This window comes from Scandinavium manionii, assembly GCF_024764775.1.
GTDB classification, from domain to species: Bacteria; Pseudomonadota; Gammaproteobacteria; order Enterobacterales; family Enterobacteriaceae; genus Scandinavium; species Scandinavium manionii.
In genome coordinates, this window is record NZ_JALIGC010000031.1 from 50,348 (window position 1) to 66,414 (window position 16,067).

A 16,067-nucleotide genomic window follows, 5' to 3' on the forward strand; every position below is an offset into this window, starting at 1 on the left:
ACTCTAAACCTTTGATACAAATAGAACAGGTATTAGACGAAGCGGTAATCCTGGGCTTACACGCTGGCGATCTCTCACAGAGTTTGTAAGAGATGTCTCACAAGGACGCCAGGCATATGGATTACAAAAGAGGCTCAAGGTGGGAGAGGAAACTCGCGACAGACGCAGAAAGCGTGGTGCGATTACGGGTACCAAGGGTCTCAAGGACCACTTCACCCGTGAGATTACAGACGGAAACCACATCCAGTTCGCTGTCGAGCGTGCCAATAAACAACGTCGGTGGAAGCTTCAGGCGTTTCTGCGTGACCAGGTGACCAATCAGATTTTCCTGTACTCGCTGAAAATCATCCGGGCTCCAGACCTGCAGCAACGTAAGCTTACGCTCGCCGAACGTTGCGGGCATGTCGCCGGCAAACTGGCTGGTATAATAAGTTTGAAGCGGCTGTTGTACCACAATATCCATCGCCCTTTCAACCGCTTCCAGAGTCGGTTCAAGGTTGAACGGCTGAGGCTGCCAGAAGACCGCGTCATCATCGGTGGACGTCACGCAGGGTGAAGGAACGCCGTGCAGCTCTTCGCTTCGCGGCTGCGTGCCATGGCGCTGCCGCCATGCGTCGCAATAACGTTGGGTAAATGCCTGTAAGGCTCTCGCGGTCTGCTGATCCACTGCTTTCTCTCTCCAGGTCAACCAGGATAAACTCAGTCCATAGTCTACCTGCTTTATGACGGTGAAACATGTCTTCTTATGAAAACCACCAGGCGCTGTCTGGCCTTACGCTCGGTAAATCAACTGATTACCGCGATATTTATGACGCCAGCCTGCTGCAGCCGGTTCCACGCAGTCTGAACCGCGATCCACTCGGGCTGCACGCCGGTAACCTGCCTTTCCACGGAGGCGATATCTGGACGCTGTACGAGCTTTCCTGGCTGAATACAAAAGGATTACCGCAGGTTGCCGTCGGCCACGTTGAGCTGAGCGACACCAGCATCAATCTGGTGGAATCCAAAAGCTTTAAGCTGTATCTGAATAGCTTCAACCAGACCCGCTTCGCCAACTGGGAAGAGGTTCGCGCCACGCTGGAGCGTGACCTGCGCCATTGCGCCCAGGGCGATGTCACCGTCGCATTATACCGTATAGATGAAATGGAAGGTCAGCCGATTGCCCATTTCCACGGGGCGTGCATTGACGAACAGGACATCGAAATCGACAGCTACGAATTCAGCGCCGATTACCTGCAGGATGCCGCCAGCGGGAAAGTGGTAGAAGAGACGTTAGTCAGCCATCTGCTGAAATCCAACTGCCTGATTACCCATCAGCCAGACTGGGGTTCGGTGCAAATCCAGTATCGTGGGCCTCAAATCAACCGTGAAAAACTGCTGCGTTACCTGGTCTCTTTCCGCCATCACAACGAGTTTCACGAGCAGTGCGTCGAGCGTATCTTCAACGACATTCAGCGCTTCTGTCAGCCGGAAACTCTCAGCGTATACGCGCGTTACACACGTCGCGGCGGGCTCGACATCAACCCGTGGCGTAGCAATACCGATTTCGTCCCGGCCATCGGGCGCCTGGTTCGCCAGTAACATAAATAATTTCAAAATAAAGCGCGGCTTCGGTCGCGCTTTCTCTTGTTAAAATCTGATCGGCAAGGCTATTGTAATCATTAGGGAAGACGTTATTCGTCCCGTAAGGAGTTCACTTGATTACACATATTAGCCCGCTTGGCTCAATGGATATGCTGTCGCAGCTGGAAGTCGATATGCTGAAAAGCAACGCCAGCAGCGATTTGTATCAGTTGTTCCGCAACTGTTCACTGGCAGTGCTCAACTCAGGCAGTCTGACCGACAACAGCAAAGAACTGCTGTCTCGCTTTGAAAGTTTTGAAATCAACGTGCTGCGCCGCGAGCGCGGTGTAAAACTGGAACTGATTAATCCGCCGGAAGATGCCTTCGTTGACGGGCGCATCATCCGCTCCCTGCAGGCGAACCTGTTTGCCGTCTTACGCGATATTCTGTTTGTTTACGGACAAATCCATAATACCGTCCGCTTCCCGAACCTCGACCTGGAAAGTTCGACCCACATTACCAACCTGGTGTTCTCGATCCTGCGTAACGCCCGGGCGCTGCATGTCGGTGAAGCGCCGAGTATGGTGGTGTGCTGGGGCGGTCACTCCATCAATGAAAACGAATATCTCTATGCTCGCCGTGTCGGCACTCAGCTTGGCCTGCGCGAACTGAACATCTGCACTGGCTGTGGCCCGGGTGCCATGGAAGCGCCGATGAAAGGCGCCGCCGTTGGCCATGCTCAGCAGCGTTACAAAGAAGGACGTTTTATCGGCATGACCGAGCCGTCGATCATCGCCGCAGAACCACCGAACCCGTTGGTGAACGAACTGATCATCATGCCGGATATCGAAAAGCGTCTGGAGGCATTCGTGCGTCTTGCCCACGGGATAATCATCTTCCCGGGCGGCGTGGGCACTGCGGAAGAGTTGCTGTACCTGCTGGGGATACTGATGAACCCGGCCAACAAAAACCAGGTTCTGCCGCTTATCCTCACAGGTCCGAAAGAAAGCGCGGACTACTTCCGCGTGCTGGACGATTTCATCGTGCATACGCTCGGTGAAGCAGCCCGCCGCCACTACCGCATAATTGTGGATGACGCCGTCGAAGTGGCGCGTCAGATGAAAAAAGCGATGCCGCTGGTAAAAGAGAATCGCCGCGACACCGGAGATGCGTACAGCTTCAACTGGTCAATCCGTATCGCGCCGGACCTGCAACAACCATTCGAACCGACACACGAAAACATGGCGAACCTGAAACTTTATCCGGACCAACCAGTGGAAGTGCTGGCCGCTGACTTGCGCCGCGCCTTCTCGGGCATTGTGGCGGGTAACGTGAAAGAAGTGGGCATTCGAGCGATTGAACAGTTCGGGCCATACAAAATTCACGGTGACAGCGAAATGATGCGCCGGATGGACAACATGCTGCAAAGCTTCGTCGCGCAGCATCGTATGAAACTACCAGGCTCAGCCTACATTCCCTGCTACGAAATCTGTTCCTGATCCTCTCTTACTGACCCAGGGCGGCGCATAGCCGCCCTTCTTTTTTCTCCAATGCCAATCGATTGCGTCCACGAACTAAGCGGCAAATATTCATTTAAATTATGTTAATGCGCACTAAACATCTGTTTACGTCACTTTTTTCAGCAAAAGATACGCTTTAGTCATGCCAAACATTCCTGTTTAACACTGCCGATGGTAGCCTTCGCGCCCATAAATTCCCGTTTATTTTAAAAAAGCAGTCTGATGGTCTAATAACCTTCTTTCTGGAAGTGTTTTATTGCATTTGGGATCGAGATCACTGATACATTGATAACTTAAATGTATCTTTCCGGCCGCAAACAATCACGGGCAAAAATCATAAGAAAACCCCGTTTTACACGAATTTATTTTACCGTCAGCCACTTATTCATTGGATTTGACTAAAAAACTGACAAATTGCTTCCTCCAGGAGATATAGATGGAAACCATTCAAACCAGCACCATAGTGTCGACAGAAAGTCGTACCGGATGGCGTAAGACGGATACGATGTGGATGCTGGGCCTTTACGGCACTGCTATCGGTGCGGGCGTTCTGTTCCTGCCGATCAACGCCGGCGTCGGCGGTATGATCCCATTGATCATCATGGCAATTCTTGCCTTCCCAATGACCTATTTCGCCCACCGTGGCCTGACTCGCTTCGTGCTGTCGGGTAAAAACCCAGGCGAAGACATCACCGAAGTCGTTGAAGAACACTTTGGTATCGGCGCAGGTAAACTGATTACCCTGCTGTACTTCTTTGCTATCTACCCAATCCTGTTGGTGTACAGCGTGGCTATCACTAACACCGTTGAAAGCTTCATGACCCACCAGCTGGGAATGACGCCGCCACCGCGTGCCATTCTGTCTCTGATTCTGATTGTCGGCATGATGACCATCGTGCGCTTCGGCGAGCAGATGATCGTTAAAGCGATGAGCATCCTGGTGTTCCCGTTTGTTATCGCGCTGATGGTGCTGGCGTGCTACCTGATCCCACAGTGGAACGGCGCGGCGCTGGAAACGCTATCTTTGAGCAGCGAAACCACCGGCAAAGGCCTGTGGATGACTCTGTGGCTCGCCATTCCGGTCATGGTGTTCTCCTTTAACCACTCACCGATCATCTCTTCCTTTGCTGTAGCAAAACGTGAAGAGTACGGCGACGATGCTGAGAAGAAGTGCTCCAAAATTCTGGCCTTCGCGCACATCATGATGGTTCTGACCGTCATGTTCTTCGTGTTCAGCTGCGTGCTGAGCCTGTCCCCGGTGGACCTGGCTTCCGCGAAAGAACAGAACATCTCGATTCTGTCTTATCTGGCAAACCACTTTAACGCTCCGCTGATTGCCTGGATGGCACCGATTATCGCCATCATCGCCATCACCAAATCCTTCCTTGGCCACTACCTGGGCGCACGTGAAGGTTTTAACGGCATGGTGATTAAATCTCTGCGTAGCCGCGGTAAAACCATTGAAGTAAATCGTCTGAACAAGATGACTGCGGTGTTCATGCTGGTAACGACCTGGATTGTCGCGACGCTGAACCCAAGCATCCTTGGCATGATCGAGACCCTGGGTGGTCCGATTATCGCGATGATCCTGTTCCTGATGCCGATGTACGCCATCCAGAAAGTCCCTGCGATGCGCAAATACAGCGGCCACGTCAGCAACGTATTTGTGGTCATCATGGGCCTCATCGCCATCTCCGCGATTTTCTACTCCCTGTTCGGTTAATCCCCCGCGCCGCCTACGGGCGGCGCTTTTCTTTCTAGCAATGGACGCATCATGATCAGCGTATTCGATATTTTCAAAATCGGTATTGGTCCTTCCAGCTCTCACACCGTGGGGCCAATGAAAGCGGGTAAACAATTCACGGATGACCTCATTTCGCGCGAGATCCTGACCGACATCACCCGCGTGGTGGTAGATGTATACGGTTCTCTCTCCCTGACCGGAAAGGGCCACCACACCGATATCGCCATTATTATGGGCCTGGCGGGTAACCTGCCGGACACCGTTGATATCGATGCCATTCCGTCATTCATTCAGGATGTGAACACGCATGGCAGACTGCTGCTGGCAAACGGTGAACACGAAGTCGAGTTCCCGGTAGATCAGTGCATGAACTTCCATGCCGACAATCTTTCCCTGCATGAAAACGGGATGCGCATTACCGCGCTGAGCGGCGAAAACGTCGTTTACAGCCAGACCTATTACTCCATCGGCGGTGGTTTTATCGTTGATGAAGACCATTTCGGCCAGAGCAACAGCGCGCCGGTTTCGGTTCCTTATCCCTACAAAAATGCCGCCGATTTGCAGCGTCATTGCCAGGAAAGCGGTCTGTCGCTGTCCGGCCTGATGATGCAAAACGAACTGGCGCTGCACAGTAAAGAAGAGCTTGAGCAGCACTTTAATGCGGTGTGGGATGTGATGCGCAACGGCATTGAACGCGGTATCACCACCGAGGGCGTGCTGCCGGGTAAACTGCGCGTGCCTCGCAGGGCGGCCGCCCTGCGCCGGATGTTAGTGAGCCAGGACAAAACCACCAGCGACCCCATGGCAGTAGTGGACTGGATCAATATGTTTGCGCTGGCGGTGAACGAAGAGAACGCCGCCGGTGGCCGCGTCGTGACTGCCCCCACGAACGGCGCCTGCGGGATTGTTCCGGCGGTTCTGGCGTACTACGACAAGTTTATCCGTGAAGTGAATGCGAATTCGCTGGCGCGCTACATGCTGGTGACCAGCGCGATTGGCTCACTCTACAAAATGAATGCCTCTATTTCCGGTGCGGAAGTGGGCTGTCAGGGCGAAGTCGGCGTGGCCTGTTCAATGGCGGCGGCGGGCCTGGCGGAACTGCTGGGCGGAAGCCCGACACAGGTGTGCATCGCGGCTGAAATCGGCATGGAACATAACCTTGGTTTAACCTGCGACCCGGTCGCGGGTCAAGTTCAGGTGCCGTGTATCGAACGTAATGCGATTGCCTCGGTGAAAGCGGTCAACGCCGCGCGTATGGCTCTGCGCCGTACCAGCGAGCCGCGCGTGTGCCTCGATAAAGTCATCGAAACCATGTACGAAACCGGTAAAGACATGAACGCCAAATACCGTGAAACCTCTCGCGGCGGCCTGGCGATGAAGATTGTTACCTGCGATTAAACGCGCATCAGACGCCTCGTTTTGCGAGGCGCCTTCCCGAATTCCCGCCGTTACATAGCCTCATTATCGTCACAGTGTTACCCTACGCGCATTGCTATCAAGGAGGGTAACCGTGGCCGTTCATCTGCTTATTGTCGACGCACTGAATCTCATTCGCCGTATTCATGCGGTCCAGGGTTCACCCTGCGCGGATACCTGCCTGCACGCGCTGCAGCAGCTGATTGTACACAGCCAGCCGACGCACGCCGTCGCAGTGTTTGACGACGAAGCCCGCAACCAGAGTTGGCGCCACCAACGTTTGCCGGATTACAAAGCCGGACGCTCACCGATGCCAGAGAATTTGTATGCGGAAATGGACAATATTCGCAGCGTCTTTGAGCAGCACGGCGTGCGCTGCTGGGGCTCTGCCGGCAATGAAGCCGACGATCTCGCCGCGACGCTTGCCGTGAAAGTCGCCGGCGCAGGACATCAGGCCACCATCGTGTCAACGGACAAAGGCTACTGCCAGATACTTTCGCCCACTATTCGCATCCGTGATTACTTCCAGAAACGCTGGCTCGACGCACCGTTTATTGCCCAGGAGTTTGGCGTTACGCCGCAACAGCTCCCGGACTATTGGGGTCTCGCCGGGATCAGCAGTTCAAAAGTGCCGGGCGTGGCGGGCATTGGCCCGAAAAGCGCCACCGAACTGCTGGCACAATTTCCCACGCTCGAAGCGATTTATCAGCATCTGGATGACGTGCCGGAGAAGTGGCGTAAAAAGCTGAGTGAACATCAGGAGATGGCGTTTATCTGTCGCGACATTGCGAGGCTACAGACGGATATTCAGCTAGATGGGAATTTGCAGCAACTGCGGTTGGTGAAGTAGCATCCTCTTCCGCTGTCTTTTTTAAGCCCGGCAAGCATAGCGCCGCCGGGCAAAGAAGGTTCAGGGGTAAAATTAACGCTCGTCGCGACGTCCGCCCACGGCGGCCCAAAGACGACGGACGTGAACCGTCACTTCTTCGCGATCGTGGTAAAGCTGACGCGCCTGAATGTGCGCATTAATTCCGTGCTCATCGAGCTGCGCCTGAATGTATGCCAGATTCTGCGACACTTCTTCATAACGCTTTTTCATCGGCAGCTTCAGGTTGAAAATGGTTTCACGACACCAGCCATTGACCAGCCACTGCGCCATCAGCGCGGCAACTTTAGCCGGTTTCTCAACCATATCGCACACCATCCACGAGATGTTGCTGCGGGTTGGGCGATAGCGGAAACCATCCTCACGCAGCCAGGTCACCTGTCCGGTGTCCATCAGGCTTTGCGCCATTGGGCCGTTATCGACAGACGACACCCACATGTTGCGCTGAACCAGCTGATAGGTCCAGCCACCTGGGCACGCCCCTAAATCCACTGCATACATGCCGTTTGCCAGACGCTCGTCCCACTCATCGGCAGGAATGAACACGTGGAACGCTTCTTCCAGTTTGAGCGTAGAGCGGCTCGGCGCTTCAGACGGGAACTTGAGGCGCGGAATACCCATGTAGTACGGGGAGTTGTTGGTCGTCAGCGAGTAACCGACGTAGCAGCAACCCGGCGCGATAAAGAACACATGCACCACCGGACGCTTAGGCGTGTCATAGCCAGCCAGTACTTTCACTTCACGCAGCGCTGAACGCAGCGGCACAGTGAACTTGCGACAGAACTTCATCAGCTCTTTGCTTTCGTTAGTATCAGCGACTTCAACACGCAGATCGCCACCTTTCTCAACCACACCCACTAGCATTCCGACCACCGGAGTGATGCGGTCTTCCGGCGGAAGGTCAGTCAGCAGTTCGCAAGCCACAAACATCTGACGGGCGAAAATCAGTGAGCTGAACGGCAATTCACGGATCAGTTTCTCCGCGTCGTCCGGCTGATAGCACTCGAAAATCACATAGCCCGAGTTCTCTTTAACTCGGGCAAAACCAAATACGCCAAGGCGAGACGCCTTGTCAGAAATCTCTGCTGCGCACTCTTTCTCAAAACCCTGACGGCTGTAGAGGACAACCTTATTCATGCGCGACACCTTTACGCTTTAAACGAATAGCACCAATGAGCATCAGCACCCAACCGGCGAGGAAGCATACGCCACCTACCGGAGTAACAAATGCCCACAGGCGTAAATGCGACAGCGCCAGACAATACAGGCTGCCGCTGAAAAATACGGTTCCCAGCGCCATAAATACGCTGCTCCAGTAGAACCAGATACTGATCCGGCGCTGCATAGCGACCGCCAGACCGAAAATCGCCAGGGTATGGAACGCCTGATATTCGAGACCGGTCTGGATCCAGCCCATCTCAACCACGCCGAGCGATTTACTTAATACATGTGCGCCGAACGCACCCAAGGCAACAAAAACGAAACCACTGATAGCGGTAAAAATCAGCATGAAGCGACTGGTCATGTCATTACCCTAAATTCATTTATTGTTCGTAACGGAAGCGGAATTTTTCTTGCTCACTTGCCGCCTTCGCCAGTATCCACTGACGGAATGCAGCTATTTTACCCAGTTCCGCCTGGCTGTCATGGCAAACGAGGTAAAACGCGTTCTTGCTGACCAGCACATCATTAAACGGGCAGACCAAACGGCCCGCCTCAATTTCGGACTGCGCCATCACATTGTTGGCCAGTGCGATCCCTTGTCCATGGATAGCCGCCTGCAGCACCATCGCGCTGTGGCTGAAAATCGGTCCCTGTTGAACATTAATATGATTTAAGCCCAACTGGCGAGTATACGTTTGCCAGTCGCGACGAGAAGCATCATGCAATAGCGTGTGTTGCGCCAGATCCGCAGGCGTCTTCAACGCCTTCTCACCGGTGAGTAACAACGGCGAGCAAACGGGGAGCAGATATTCGGCGTACAATTTTTCAACACGCAGACCGGGCCAGTTACCGCGCCCATAAAATATCGCCACGTCGACATCGTCCGCCAGCTTATCTTCCTGACGGTCCACGGCCTGGATCCTGACGTCGATTCCCGGATAAGCTGAGTTAAAGCTTGCCAGTCTCGGCACCAGCCATTGAATGGCAAAACTTGGCAACATACTGACCGTCAGTGCGCCTTTGGCACTGCGCGCCTGCAGTTTACGCGTTGCTTCGGTTAATTGCGAAAAGATCTCTTTGATATCCTGGAAATAGCTCTGCCCTTCTTCGGTCAGCAAAAGCGAACGATTGCGGCGGCGAAAGAGCTTCAGGCCCAGGAAATCCTCGAGTGACTTGATCTGATGGCTTACTGCGGCTTGAGTCACAAAGAGCTCATCGGCGGCGCGAGTGAAGCTGAGATGGCGGGCGGCGGCATCAAATACACGTAATGCATTCAGAGGTGGTAAACGCTTCGACATAGTTGTTTTAGCTTAGATGTTAACTAGTTTTAACAATTAGATTACATCATGTAACCTATTAGTTTTTTTTATCTGAGCCATTATAATTTGTCCGTTGAGCTTCTACCAGCAAATACCTATAGTGGCGGCACTTCCTGAGCCGGAACGAGAAGCTTTTTTCGGAATGCGTGTTCTGATGAGCTTTTGGCTTACGGTTGTGATGTTGTGTTGTTGTGTTTGCAATTGGTCTGGAGTTCAGACCTCGGTAGCGAGACTACCCCCTTTTCACTTCCTGTACATTTACCCTGTCTGTCCATAGTGATTAATGTAGCACCGCCAAATTGCGGTGCTTTTTTTTGCTTTAAATTCAAGGGTTAGTTATCCATCTCGACCATTTCTTTCACGTCGGTACGGTTGATTTGCTGCTTGTTACCGTTCGCATCTTTATACGAAATCATCCCGGTATCATTGTCCGTTTGCGGCTTACCATCAGCAATAATGGTACGGCCATCATTGGTATGCATCACATAGTTAGGGCCAGAACAGGCGCTCAGGGCAAACGTCAGCATACAGGCAGAAATGATTGCGGCAGTCTTGTTCATGTTCTTCTCCTTTAGCGTTTAATGCTGGATTCAAAGCTTCAATTAACAGGCTAAAACAATCGCCTAACATAATTCAGCATAACGCACTGTCAGTACTTCGCCACACATACCGGAGAATTCTGATGGTTACTCCTGTCCTTGCTCTGCCACGAAATATGCGCGACGATCCCAGGACTGGAATGAGGAAAACCATGAACGCATTCAACCCGGCGCAGTTTCGCGCCCAGTTTCCGGCGCTGAGCGATGCCGGGGTCTATCTCGACAGCGCCGCCACCGCGCTAAAACCGCAGGCCGTCATTGACGCCAGCCATCAGTTTTACAGCCTGAGCGCAGGCAACGTACACCGCAGCCAGTTTGCCGCCGCGCAAAAGCTGACTGCGCGCTATGAGGAGGCCCGCACGCAGGTCGCCGCGCTGATTAACGCGCCTGACGGCAAAAACATTGTCTGGACTCGTGGCACCACTGAGGCTATCAACATGGTCGCTCAATGTTATGCCCGCCCACGCCTCAAGCCAGGCGATGAAATTATTGTCAGCGAGGCTGAACACCATGCGAATCTGGTTCCGTGGCTGATGGTGGCGGAACAAACCGGCGCGCAGGTCATTAAATTGCCGCTCGGCGCAGACCATCTGCCGGACGTCGAACAGCTTTCCTCATTAATCACCTCCCGAAGCCGAATTCTGGCGCTGGGCCAGATGTCAAACGTCACCGGCGGCTGTCCGGATCTTGCCCGCGCAATCCAACTGGCTCACACCGCAGGCATGGTGGTCATGGTTGATGGCGCCCAGGGTGTGGTGCATTTCCCGGCCGACGTTCAGGCGCTGGATATCGACTTCTACGCCTTTTCCGGTCACAAGCTGTATGGCCCGACCGGCATCGGCGTACTGTACGGTAAACAGGAATTGCTGGACGACATGACACCGTGGCTCGGCGGCGGCAAGATGATCACCGAAGTCACTTTCGACGGATTCAAAACCCAGCCAGTGCCGTATCGTCTTGAGGCGGGAACGCCCAACGTCGCTGGCGTCATTGGACTCAGCGCCGCGCTGGAGTGGCTGAATGAAATCGATATTGTGCAGGCGGAAAGCTGGAGTCGCGGACTGGCGACGCTTGCCGAAGAGGAACTCTCGCGCCGCCCCGGCTTTCGCTCGTTCCGCTGTCAGGATTCCAGCCTGCTGGCGTTCGATTTCGACGGCGTGCACCATAGCGATATGGTGACATTATTGGCAGAGTACGGCATCGCCCTGCGTGCCGGGCAGCACTGCGCCCAACCGTTACTGGCAGCGTTAGGCGTCAACGGCACACTGCGCGCCTCATTTGCACCGTATAATACGCAGGAAGATGTTCATGCGTTGGTGAACGCCGTTGACCGCGCTCTTGATTTACTGGTGGATTGAATGACAAGCCCCGCTCTCGCCGGACACCCGTTCGGCACGACCGTCACGCAAGAGACATTGCGTCAGATTTTTGTCCCACTGAACCAGTGGGAAGACAAATACCGTCAGCTGATCCTGCTCGGAAAACAGCTCCCTGCGCTGCCGGATGAATTTAAGGCTGAAGCGGACGAAATTGCCGGATGTGAAAACCGTGTCTGGCTCGGCCACACGCGTCTGCCGCAGGGCGCGTTGCATTTTTACGGCGACAGCGAAGGCAGGATCGTTCGGGGATTATTAGCCGTGTTGTTGACGGCCATTGAAGGCAAAAGCGCGGATCAACTGCTGGAGTGCGATCCACTGACCTTTTTCGATGAGCTAGGACTACGCGCCCAGCTCAGCGCGTCCCGCAATCAGGGGCTGAACGCGCTGCGCGACGCCGTACTCAACGCCGCGCAATCGGTTTAACTCTGGCGTTCCGCCTTCGCTAACATTTTCTTCAGCGCATGGGACACCGCGACGAAGCCGAACGTCGCGGTCACCATCGTCGCCGCGCCAAAGCCGGAGGCGCAATCCATTCTCTTCGGGCCTTCAGCGGTGCTTTTCATCGCGCACACAGACCCATCAGATTGCGGATACACAAGCGCTTCAGTAGAAAACACACAATCTACGCCGAGCTTGCCTTTACCGTTCTTCACCACGCCGAAATCACTCTTCAGACGCTCGCGCAGTTTTGCCGCCAGCGGATCCTGAATGGTTTTCGCCAGGTCGGCGACCTGGATCTGCGTTGGATCGATTTGTCCGCCCGCCCCGCCGGTGGTGACCAGCGGCACTTTGTAGCGACGACAGTATGAGATCAGCGCCGCTTTCGGACGCACGCTGTCGATGGCATCAATCACGTAGCTAAAACCCACGCCCATATATTCAGCAACGTTATCTGGCGTCACAAAATCATCGACGACGGTGACACGGCATTCCGGGTTGATCTGACGAATACGCTCCGCCATCACCTCGGCTTTAGCGAGCCCGACGTTGCCACCGAGCGCGTGGATCTGCCGATTGGTATTGGTGACGCAAACGTCGTCCATATCAATCAGCGTAATCGCCCCGATACCAGTACGCGCCAGCGCTTCCGCCGCCCACGAGCCTACGCCGCCTATCCCTACGACGCACACATGCGCTTCGGCAAACACCTGCAGCGCTTTTTCACCATATAAACGTGCCGTGCCGCCAAAACGCTGGCGCCAGGCATCGCTAAGAACGACTGACATAAAACCTCAAACTACTTGTTAACCGCTAAAGACGTTACCGTTCCCGGCTCCTGGTGCGCCACGCAGCACCCAAACGCGACCGTAATGGTTGTACCAGCCTGCACGATGACCGGCGTCGGCACCAATACCCTGATAGATGTCGAAGTGCTGACCTTTGATTGCGCCGCCAACATCCAGCGCCACCATCAGACGCAGTTCGTAGTGACCGTTAAACTTACCGTTATTGTCCAGCTGCGGCACTTCAGCCAGCAGGGTGGTGCCCGGTGGGATAACGCTGCGATCCGACGCGACGGACGCGCGGCCAATCAGCGGCACCGCGCTCGCCCCTTTCACCGGTGCAAACGACTGCGGTTTAAAGAACACGAACGACGGGTTCGCTTCTAATAAAGAACGCACTTCCGCTTCATTATGGGTTTCGCCCCAGTGACGGATGGCCTGCATCGACATATCTTCTCTCTTCACTTCACCGCGGTCGATAAGCACTTTACCGATGCTGCGATACGGCCAGCCGTTTTTACCGGAGTAGCTAAAGAAGTTAAGCGGGGAGCCATCACCATAATCAATGTATCCGCTACCCTGCACGTCCATGATGAAGTTATCCATCAGGGAGTTGCTGTAAGCGAGTATATAGTTGTCACTCAGCGCACCGGCGTAGATTTCCGCACGGGACGGCAAACGGCCGCGTTTCGGCGGCATCCGGTAAATCGGATACTGGAACTCACCCTGACGCGTGTGGCGTGCTTCTACGACCGGCGTGTAATAGCCGGTGAACTGCACGTTGCCGTAGTTATCGGCGCCCTGCATCTGCCAGGCGTCCAGACCATACTGTTTCAGAGTGCGGGTATCGCCTCCGGCCTGCAGCCATTGCTGAATAGCTGAGAACACACCGCTCTGGCTACCATAAAGGCGCGGCGATGCATTACGTATCTCATTAACCTGCTGGGAGAAGTCACCGGCGTTAATCGGTGCGCCAACAGCATCCGGCTGGTTCACCAGGGAAAAAGGCTGGTTGAACGTTCCGTCCTTATATTGCTGACCGCGATCGGTCGGTTTGGAGGAACAGGCGGCGAGCATGGTCATCAGCGCGCCTGTTGCCAGAATTTTTGTCCAACGTCCTTTCATGGTCTCTCATCTTCTTTCATCAGCTGAATGCGTGATGAAGATAACAAACCGCCAGGGCTATTGAAATGTGATAACGTGCCACGCGGCCCATTTTGAGCAAAAAATACGCCACTTGTAGCATTTTCATACACTCTTCATCATTTCTGCAAAAAAGGGTTGCATCAAAACGCGACCAGCGTATAGTGCGCTTCCACGGACGCGGGATGGAGCAGCCTGGTAGCTCGTCGGGCTCATAACCCGAAGGTCGTCAGTTCAAATCTGGCTCCCGCAACCAATTAAGATATATAGAAAGTGTGTAGAAAGGTTTACCTGATGGAAGGGTGAACAATCGGACGCGGGATGGAGCAGCCTGGTAGCTCGTCGGGCTCATAACCCGAAGGTCGTCAGTTCAAATCTGGCTCCCGCAACCAACACATAATATGAAGTAGAAGGTTTACCTGATTTGAGGGTAAACAACCGGACGCGGGATGGAGCAGCCTGGTAGCTCGTCGGGCTCATAACCCGAAGGTCGTCAGTTCAAATCTGGCTCCCGCAACCACTTCATAAAACATTAAGCACCTTAACGGGTGTTTTTTTGTATCTAAAATTCAGCATTCCCACCTAAAAGCCAAAAAAATGACGCCTTCCGGCGCCACTCTTTTCTTTCCTGATGCACTTACCCACGTCGCGCGAGCGTTGCCCCATCAGCAAAGTACGCTTTGATCCCAGCCAGAATCGACTCCGCCACTTCCTGCTGGAAGGTGGCGGTCTTCAGCTTACGCTCTTCTTCAACGTTACTGATAAACGCGGTCTCAACCAGAATCGACGGGATATCCGGCGCTTTCAGTACGGCGAACCCGGCCTGCTCAACCCCATTTTTATGCAAGTTGTTAACTTTACCGAGTTTCCCCAGTACCGCTTTACCAAATTTCAGGCTGTCGTTAATGGTCAGGGACTGCACCATGTCGAACATGGTGTGATCGACGTAGCGATCGCCGCTTTTACTGACACCCCCGATGAGATCCGAGGCATTCTGAGTTTGTGCCAGATATTTCGCTGCGGTACTGGTGGCCCCTTTGGTCGAGAGCGCAAACACCGATGAACCGCTCGGCTGGCGGCTGGTAAACGCATCGGCATGAATCGAGACAAACAGGTCGGCGCGCTGTTTTTGCGCCTTGGCCACGCGCACTTTCAGCGGAATGAACACGTCTTCATTACGCGTCATATACGCTTTCATGTTGCCTTCTTTCTCGATAAGCGCCTTCAGGCGACGGGCGATTTGCAGCACCACGTCTTTCTCGCGGGTGTGATATTTCCCCACTGCGCCGGAGTCTTCACCGCCATGGCCCGGGTCGAGCATGATGACAATCGGCCTGTCGCGCCCTGCTTTACCCGGTTGTGGGCCGCTCTGGGCTGGAGGAACCTGCTTATCCAGATCGCCTTTGTTGTAATCTTCCAGCAGTGCCAACAGCGGATCCTGCACTTCCGTCGCCGTGGACGGGTAAAGATCCATCACCAGACGTTCTTTAAAACCCGCGACTGCCGCCAGGCCAAACAGCTGCGGTTTAACGTTTTGCTTAAGCTCAAACACCATGCGCACGGTTTGCGGATCGAACTGCCCGACGCGCGCGGATTTGATATACGGATCGTCATCACGGATCTGCGCACTCATGCCTTTAAGCACCGAGTTGAGATTCACGCCTTCGAGATCGACAACCACCCGCTCAGGGTTGCTAAGCGCAAACTGCTTATATTTCAGCTCATGGCTGGATTCTATCGTCACGCGGGTATAGGTAGACGAAGGCCAGACGCGCACCGCCACCACTCGACTTTCAGCGGCCAGACCCACCTGACTTACGCTGAGCAACCACATCGCCCCCGCCCCTTTTAATAAGCGACGACGTGTTAATCCTGACTGACTTCCAGACATGCCTCTCCCAAGCAAAAAATCAATTTAGCAATTTGTACGGCTGGTTTGACCGAAAACTTTAACCAAACCCGCATAAACTGTCATCTATAAAAGGGTAAACAATCCTGATTCGTTCTAATTTCTAACTGACTTGTTGAGGACATTCGGTGAAATTGATGCTTGCACTGAGATGCAAAACAGAATAAAAATACACTAATTACGAATAATCATGCATCGAGGT

The 16,067-nt window shown here is 54.0% G+C and carries 15 protein-coding genes and 3 tRNA genes; 10 read left to right on the top strand and 8 right to left on the bottom strand.

The features are described 5' to 3' along the window. Positions 1-121 precede the first annotated feature (121 nt). Positions 122-667, bottom strand: coding sequence for a SecY-interacting protein (gene syd / locus MUU51_RS02715; RefSeq protein WP_258967049.1), 546 nt, complete (start codon positions 665-667; stop codon positions 122-124). A 68-nt stretch (positions 668-735) separates the two neighbouring features. On the opposite strand from syd, the gene queF reads away from it, so the two are divergent. The 5 genes from queF to xni all read left to right on the top strand — a co-directional run bounded on the left by queF (position 736) and on the right by xni (position 7,093). After that, positions 736-1,581, top strand: a complete 846-nt coding sequence (gene queF / locus MUU51_RS02720) for an NADPH-dependent 7-cyano-7-deazaguanine reductase QueF (protein WP_258967050.1) — start codon at positions 736-738, stop codon at positions 1,579-1,581. Positions 1,582-1,697: 116 nt separating this feature from the next. Beyond that, positions 1,698-3,062, top strand: coding sequence for a nucleotide 5'-monophosphate nucleosidase PpnN (gene ppnN / locus MUU51_RS02725; RefSeq protein WP_159773740.1), 1,365 nt, complete (start codon positions 1,698-1,700; stop codon positions 3,060-3,062). A 457-nt stretch (positions 3,063-3,519) separates the two neighbouring features. Then, complete coding sequence (locus tag MUU51_RS02730) at positions 3,520-4,806, top strand: HAAAP family serine/threonine permease (RefSeq protein WP_159773742.1); 1,287 nt, start codon at positions 3,520-3,522, stop codon at positions 4,804-4,806. 51 nt (positions 4,807-4,857) lie between these two features. Further along, a complete protein-coding gene (locus tag MUU51_RS02735; RefSeq protein ID WP_159773744.1) occupies positions 4,858-6,225 on the top strand; it encodes an L-serine ammonia-lyase in 1,368 nt (455 codons plus the stop codon). Between the two features lie 112 nt (positions 6,226-6,337). Continuing rightward, on the top strand, positions 6,338-7,093 hold the full coding sequence (gene xni, locus MUU51_RS02740) for a flap endonuclease Xni (protein WP_258967051.1): 756 nt from the start codon (positions 6,338-6,340) through the stop codon (positions 7,091-7,093). A gap of 72 nt (positions 7,094-7,165) precedes the next feature. On the opposite strand, the gene rlmM is transcribed toward xni, so the two are convergent. The 4 genes from rlmM to MUU51_RS02760 form a co-directional block, all read right to left on the bottom strand. After that, positions 7,166-8,266 carry a 23S rRNA (cytidine(2498)-2'-O)-methyltransferase RlmM gene (rlmM, locus tag MUU51_RS02745; protein ID WP_258967052.1) on the bottom strand — a complete coding sequence of 367 codons (1,101 nt, stop codon included), beginning with the start codon at positions 8,264-8,266 and terminating at the stop codon, positions 7,166-7,168. After that, positions 8,259-8,654 carry a DUF423 domain-containing protein gene (locus MUU51_RS02750; RefSeq protein WP_258967053.1) on the bottom strand — a complete coding sequence of 132 codons (396 nt, stop codon included), beginning with the start codon at positions 8,652-8,654 and terminating at the stop codon, positions 8,259-8,261. The genes rlmM and MUU51_RS02750 overlap by 8 nt, the downstream gene beginning before the upstream one ends. A gap of 19 nt (positions 8,655-8,673) precedes the next feature. Continuing rightward, entirely contained in the window at positions 8,674-9,591 is a 918-nt protein-coding gene (gcvA, locus tag MUU51_RS02755) for a glycine cleavage system transcriptional regulator GcvA (RefSeq protein WP_125352118.1), read from the bottom strand. Between the two features lie 353 nt (positions 9,592-9,944). Next, complete coding sequence (locus MUU51_RS02760; RefSeq protein ID WP_159773751.1) at positions 9,945-10,172, bottom strand: YgdI/YgdR family lipoprotein; 228 nt, start codon at positions 10,170-10,172, stop codon at positions 9,945-9,947. A 191-nt stretch (positions 10,173-10,363) separates the two neighbouring features. On the opposite strand from MUU51_RS02760, the gene csdA reads away from it, so the two are divergent. Both csdA and csdE read left to right on the top strand, forming a co-directional pair. Further along, complete coding sequence (gene csdA, locus MUU51_RS02765) at positions 10,364-11,569, top strand: cysteine desulfurase CsdA (RefSeq protein WP_258967054.1); 1,206 nt, start codon at positions 10,364-10,366, stop codon at positions 11,567-11,569. Continuing rightward, positions 11,570-12,013 (top strand): cysteine desulfurase sulfur acceptor subunit CsdE, encoded by a 444-nt coding sequence (csdE, locus tag MUU51_RS02770; protein WP_159773756.1) that lies wholly within the window; start codon positions 11,570-11,572, stop codon positions 12,011-12,013. On the opposite strand, the gene tcdA is transcribed toward csdE, so the two are convergent. Continuing rightward, positions 12,010-12,816: a tRNA cyclic N6-threonylcarbamoyladenosine(37) synthase TcdA gene (gene tcdA, locus MUU51_RS02775; RefSeq protein ID WP_110511444.1), complete on the bottom strand. Its 807-nt coding sequence runs from the start codon at positions 12,814-12,816 to the stop codon at positions 12,010-12,012. The two genes, csdE and tcdA, sit on opposite strands and share 4 nt — an antisense overlap. 18 nt (positions 12,817-12,834) lie before the next feature. Further along, a complete protein-coding gene (gene mltA / locus MUU51_RS02780) occupies positions 12,835-13,938 on the bottom strand; it encodes a murein transglycosylase A (RefSeq protein WP_159773758.1) in 1,104 nt (367 codons plus the stop codon). 197 nt (positions 13,939-14,135) lie between these two features. Here mltA and MUU51_RS02785 point away from each other — a divergent pair. The 3 genes from MUU51_RS02785 to MUU51_RS02795 all read left to right on the top strand — a co-directional run bounded on the left by MUU51_RS02785 (position 14,136) and on the right by MUU51_RS02795 (position 14,476). Beyond that, positions 14,136-14,212: transfer RNA gene (locus MUU51_RS02785), tRNA-Met, on the top strand. 59 nt (positions 14,213-14,271) lie between these two features. Next, positions 14,272-14,348: transfer RNA gene (locus MUU51_RS02790), tRNA-Met, on the top strand. Positions 14,349-14,399: 51 nt separating this feature from the next. After that, positions 14,400-14,476: transfer RNA gene (locus tag MUU51_RS02795), tRNA-Met, on the top strand. Between the two features lie 117 nt (positions 14,477-14,593). Here the strand turns inward: MUU51_RS02795 and amiC are convergent. Then, complete coding sequence (amiC, locus tag MUU51_RS02800) at positions 14,594-15,847, bottom strand: N-acetylmuramoyl-L-alanine amidase AmiC (protein WP_159773760.1); 1,254 nt, start codon at positions 15,845-15,847, stop codon at positions 14,594-14,596. Between the last annotated feature and the right edge of the window lie 220 nt (positions 15,848-16,067).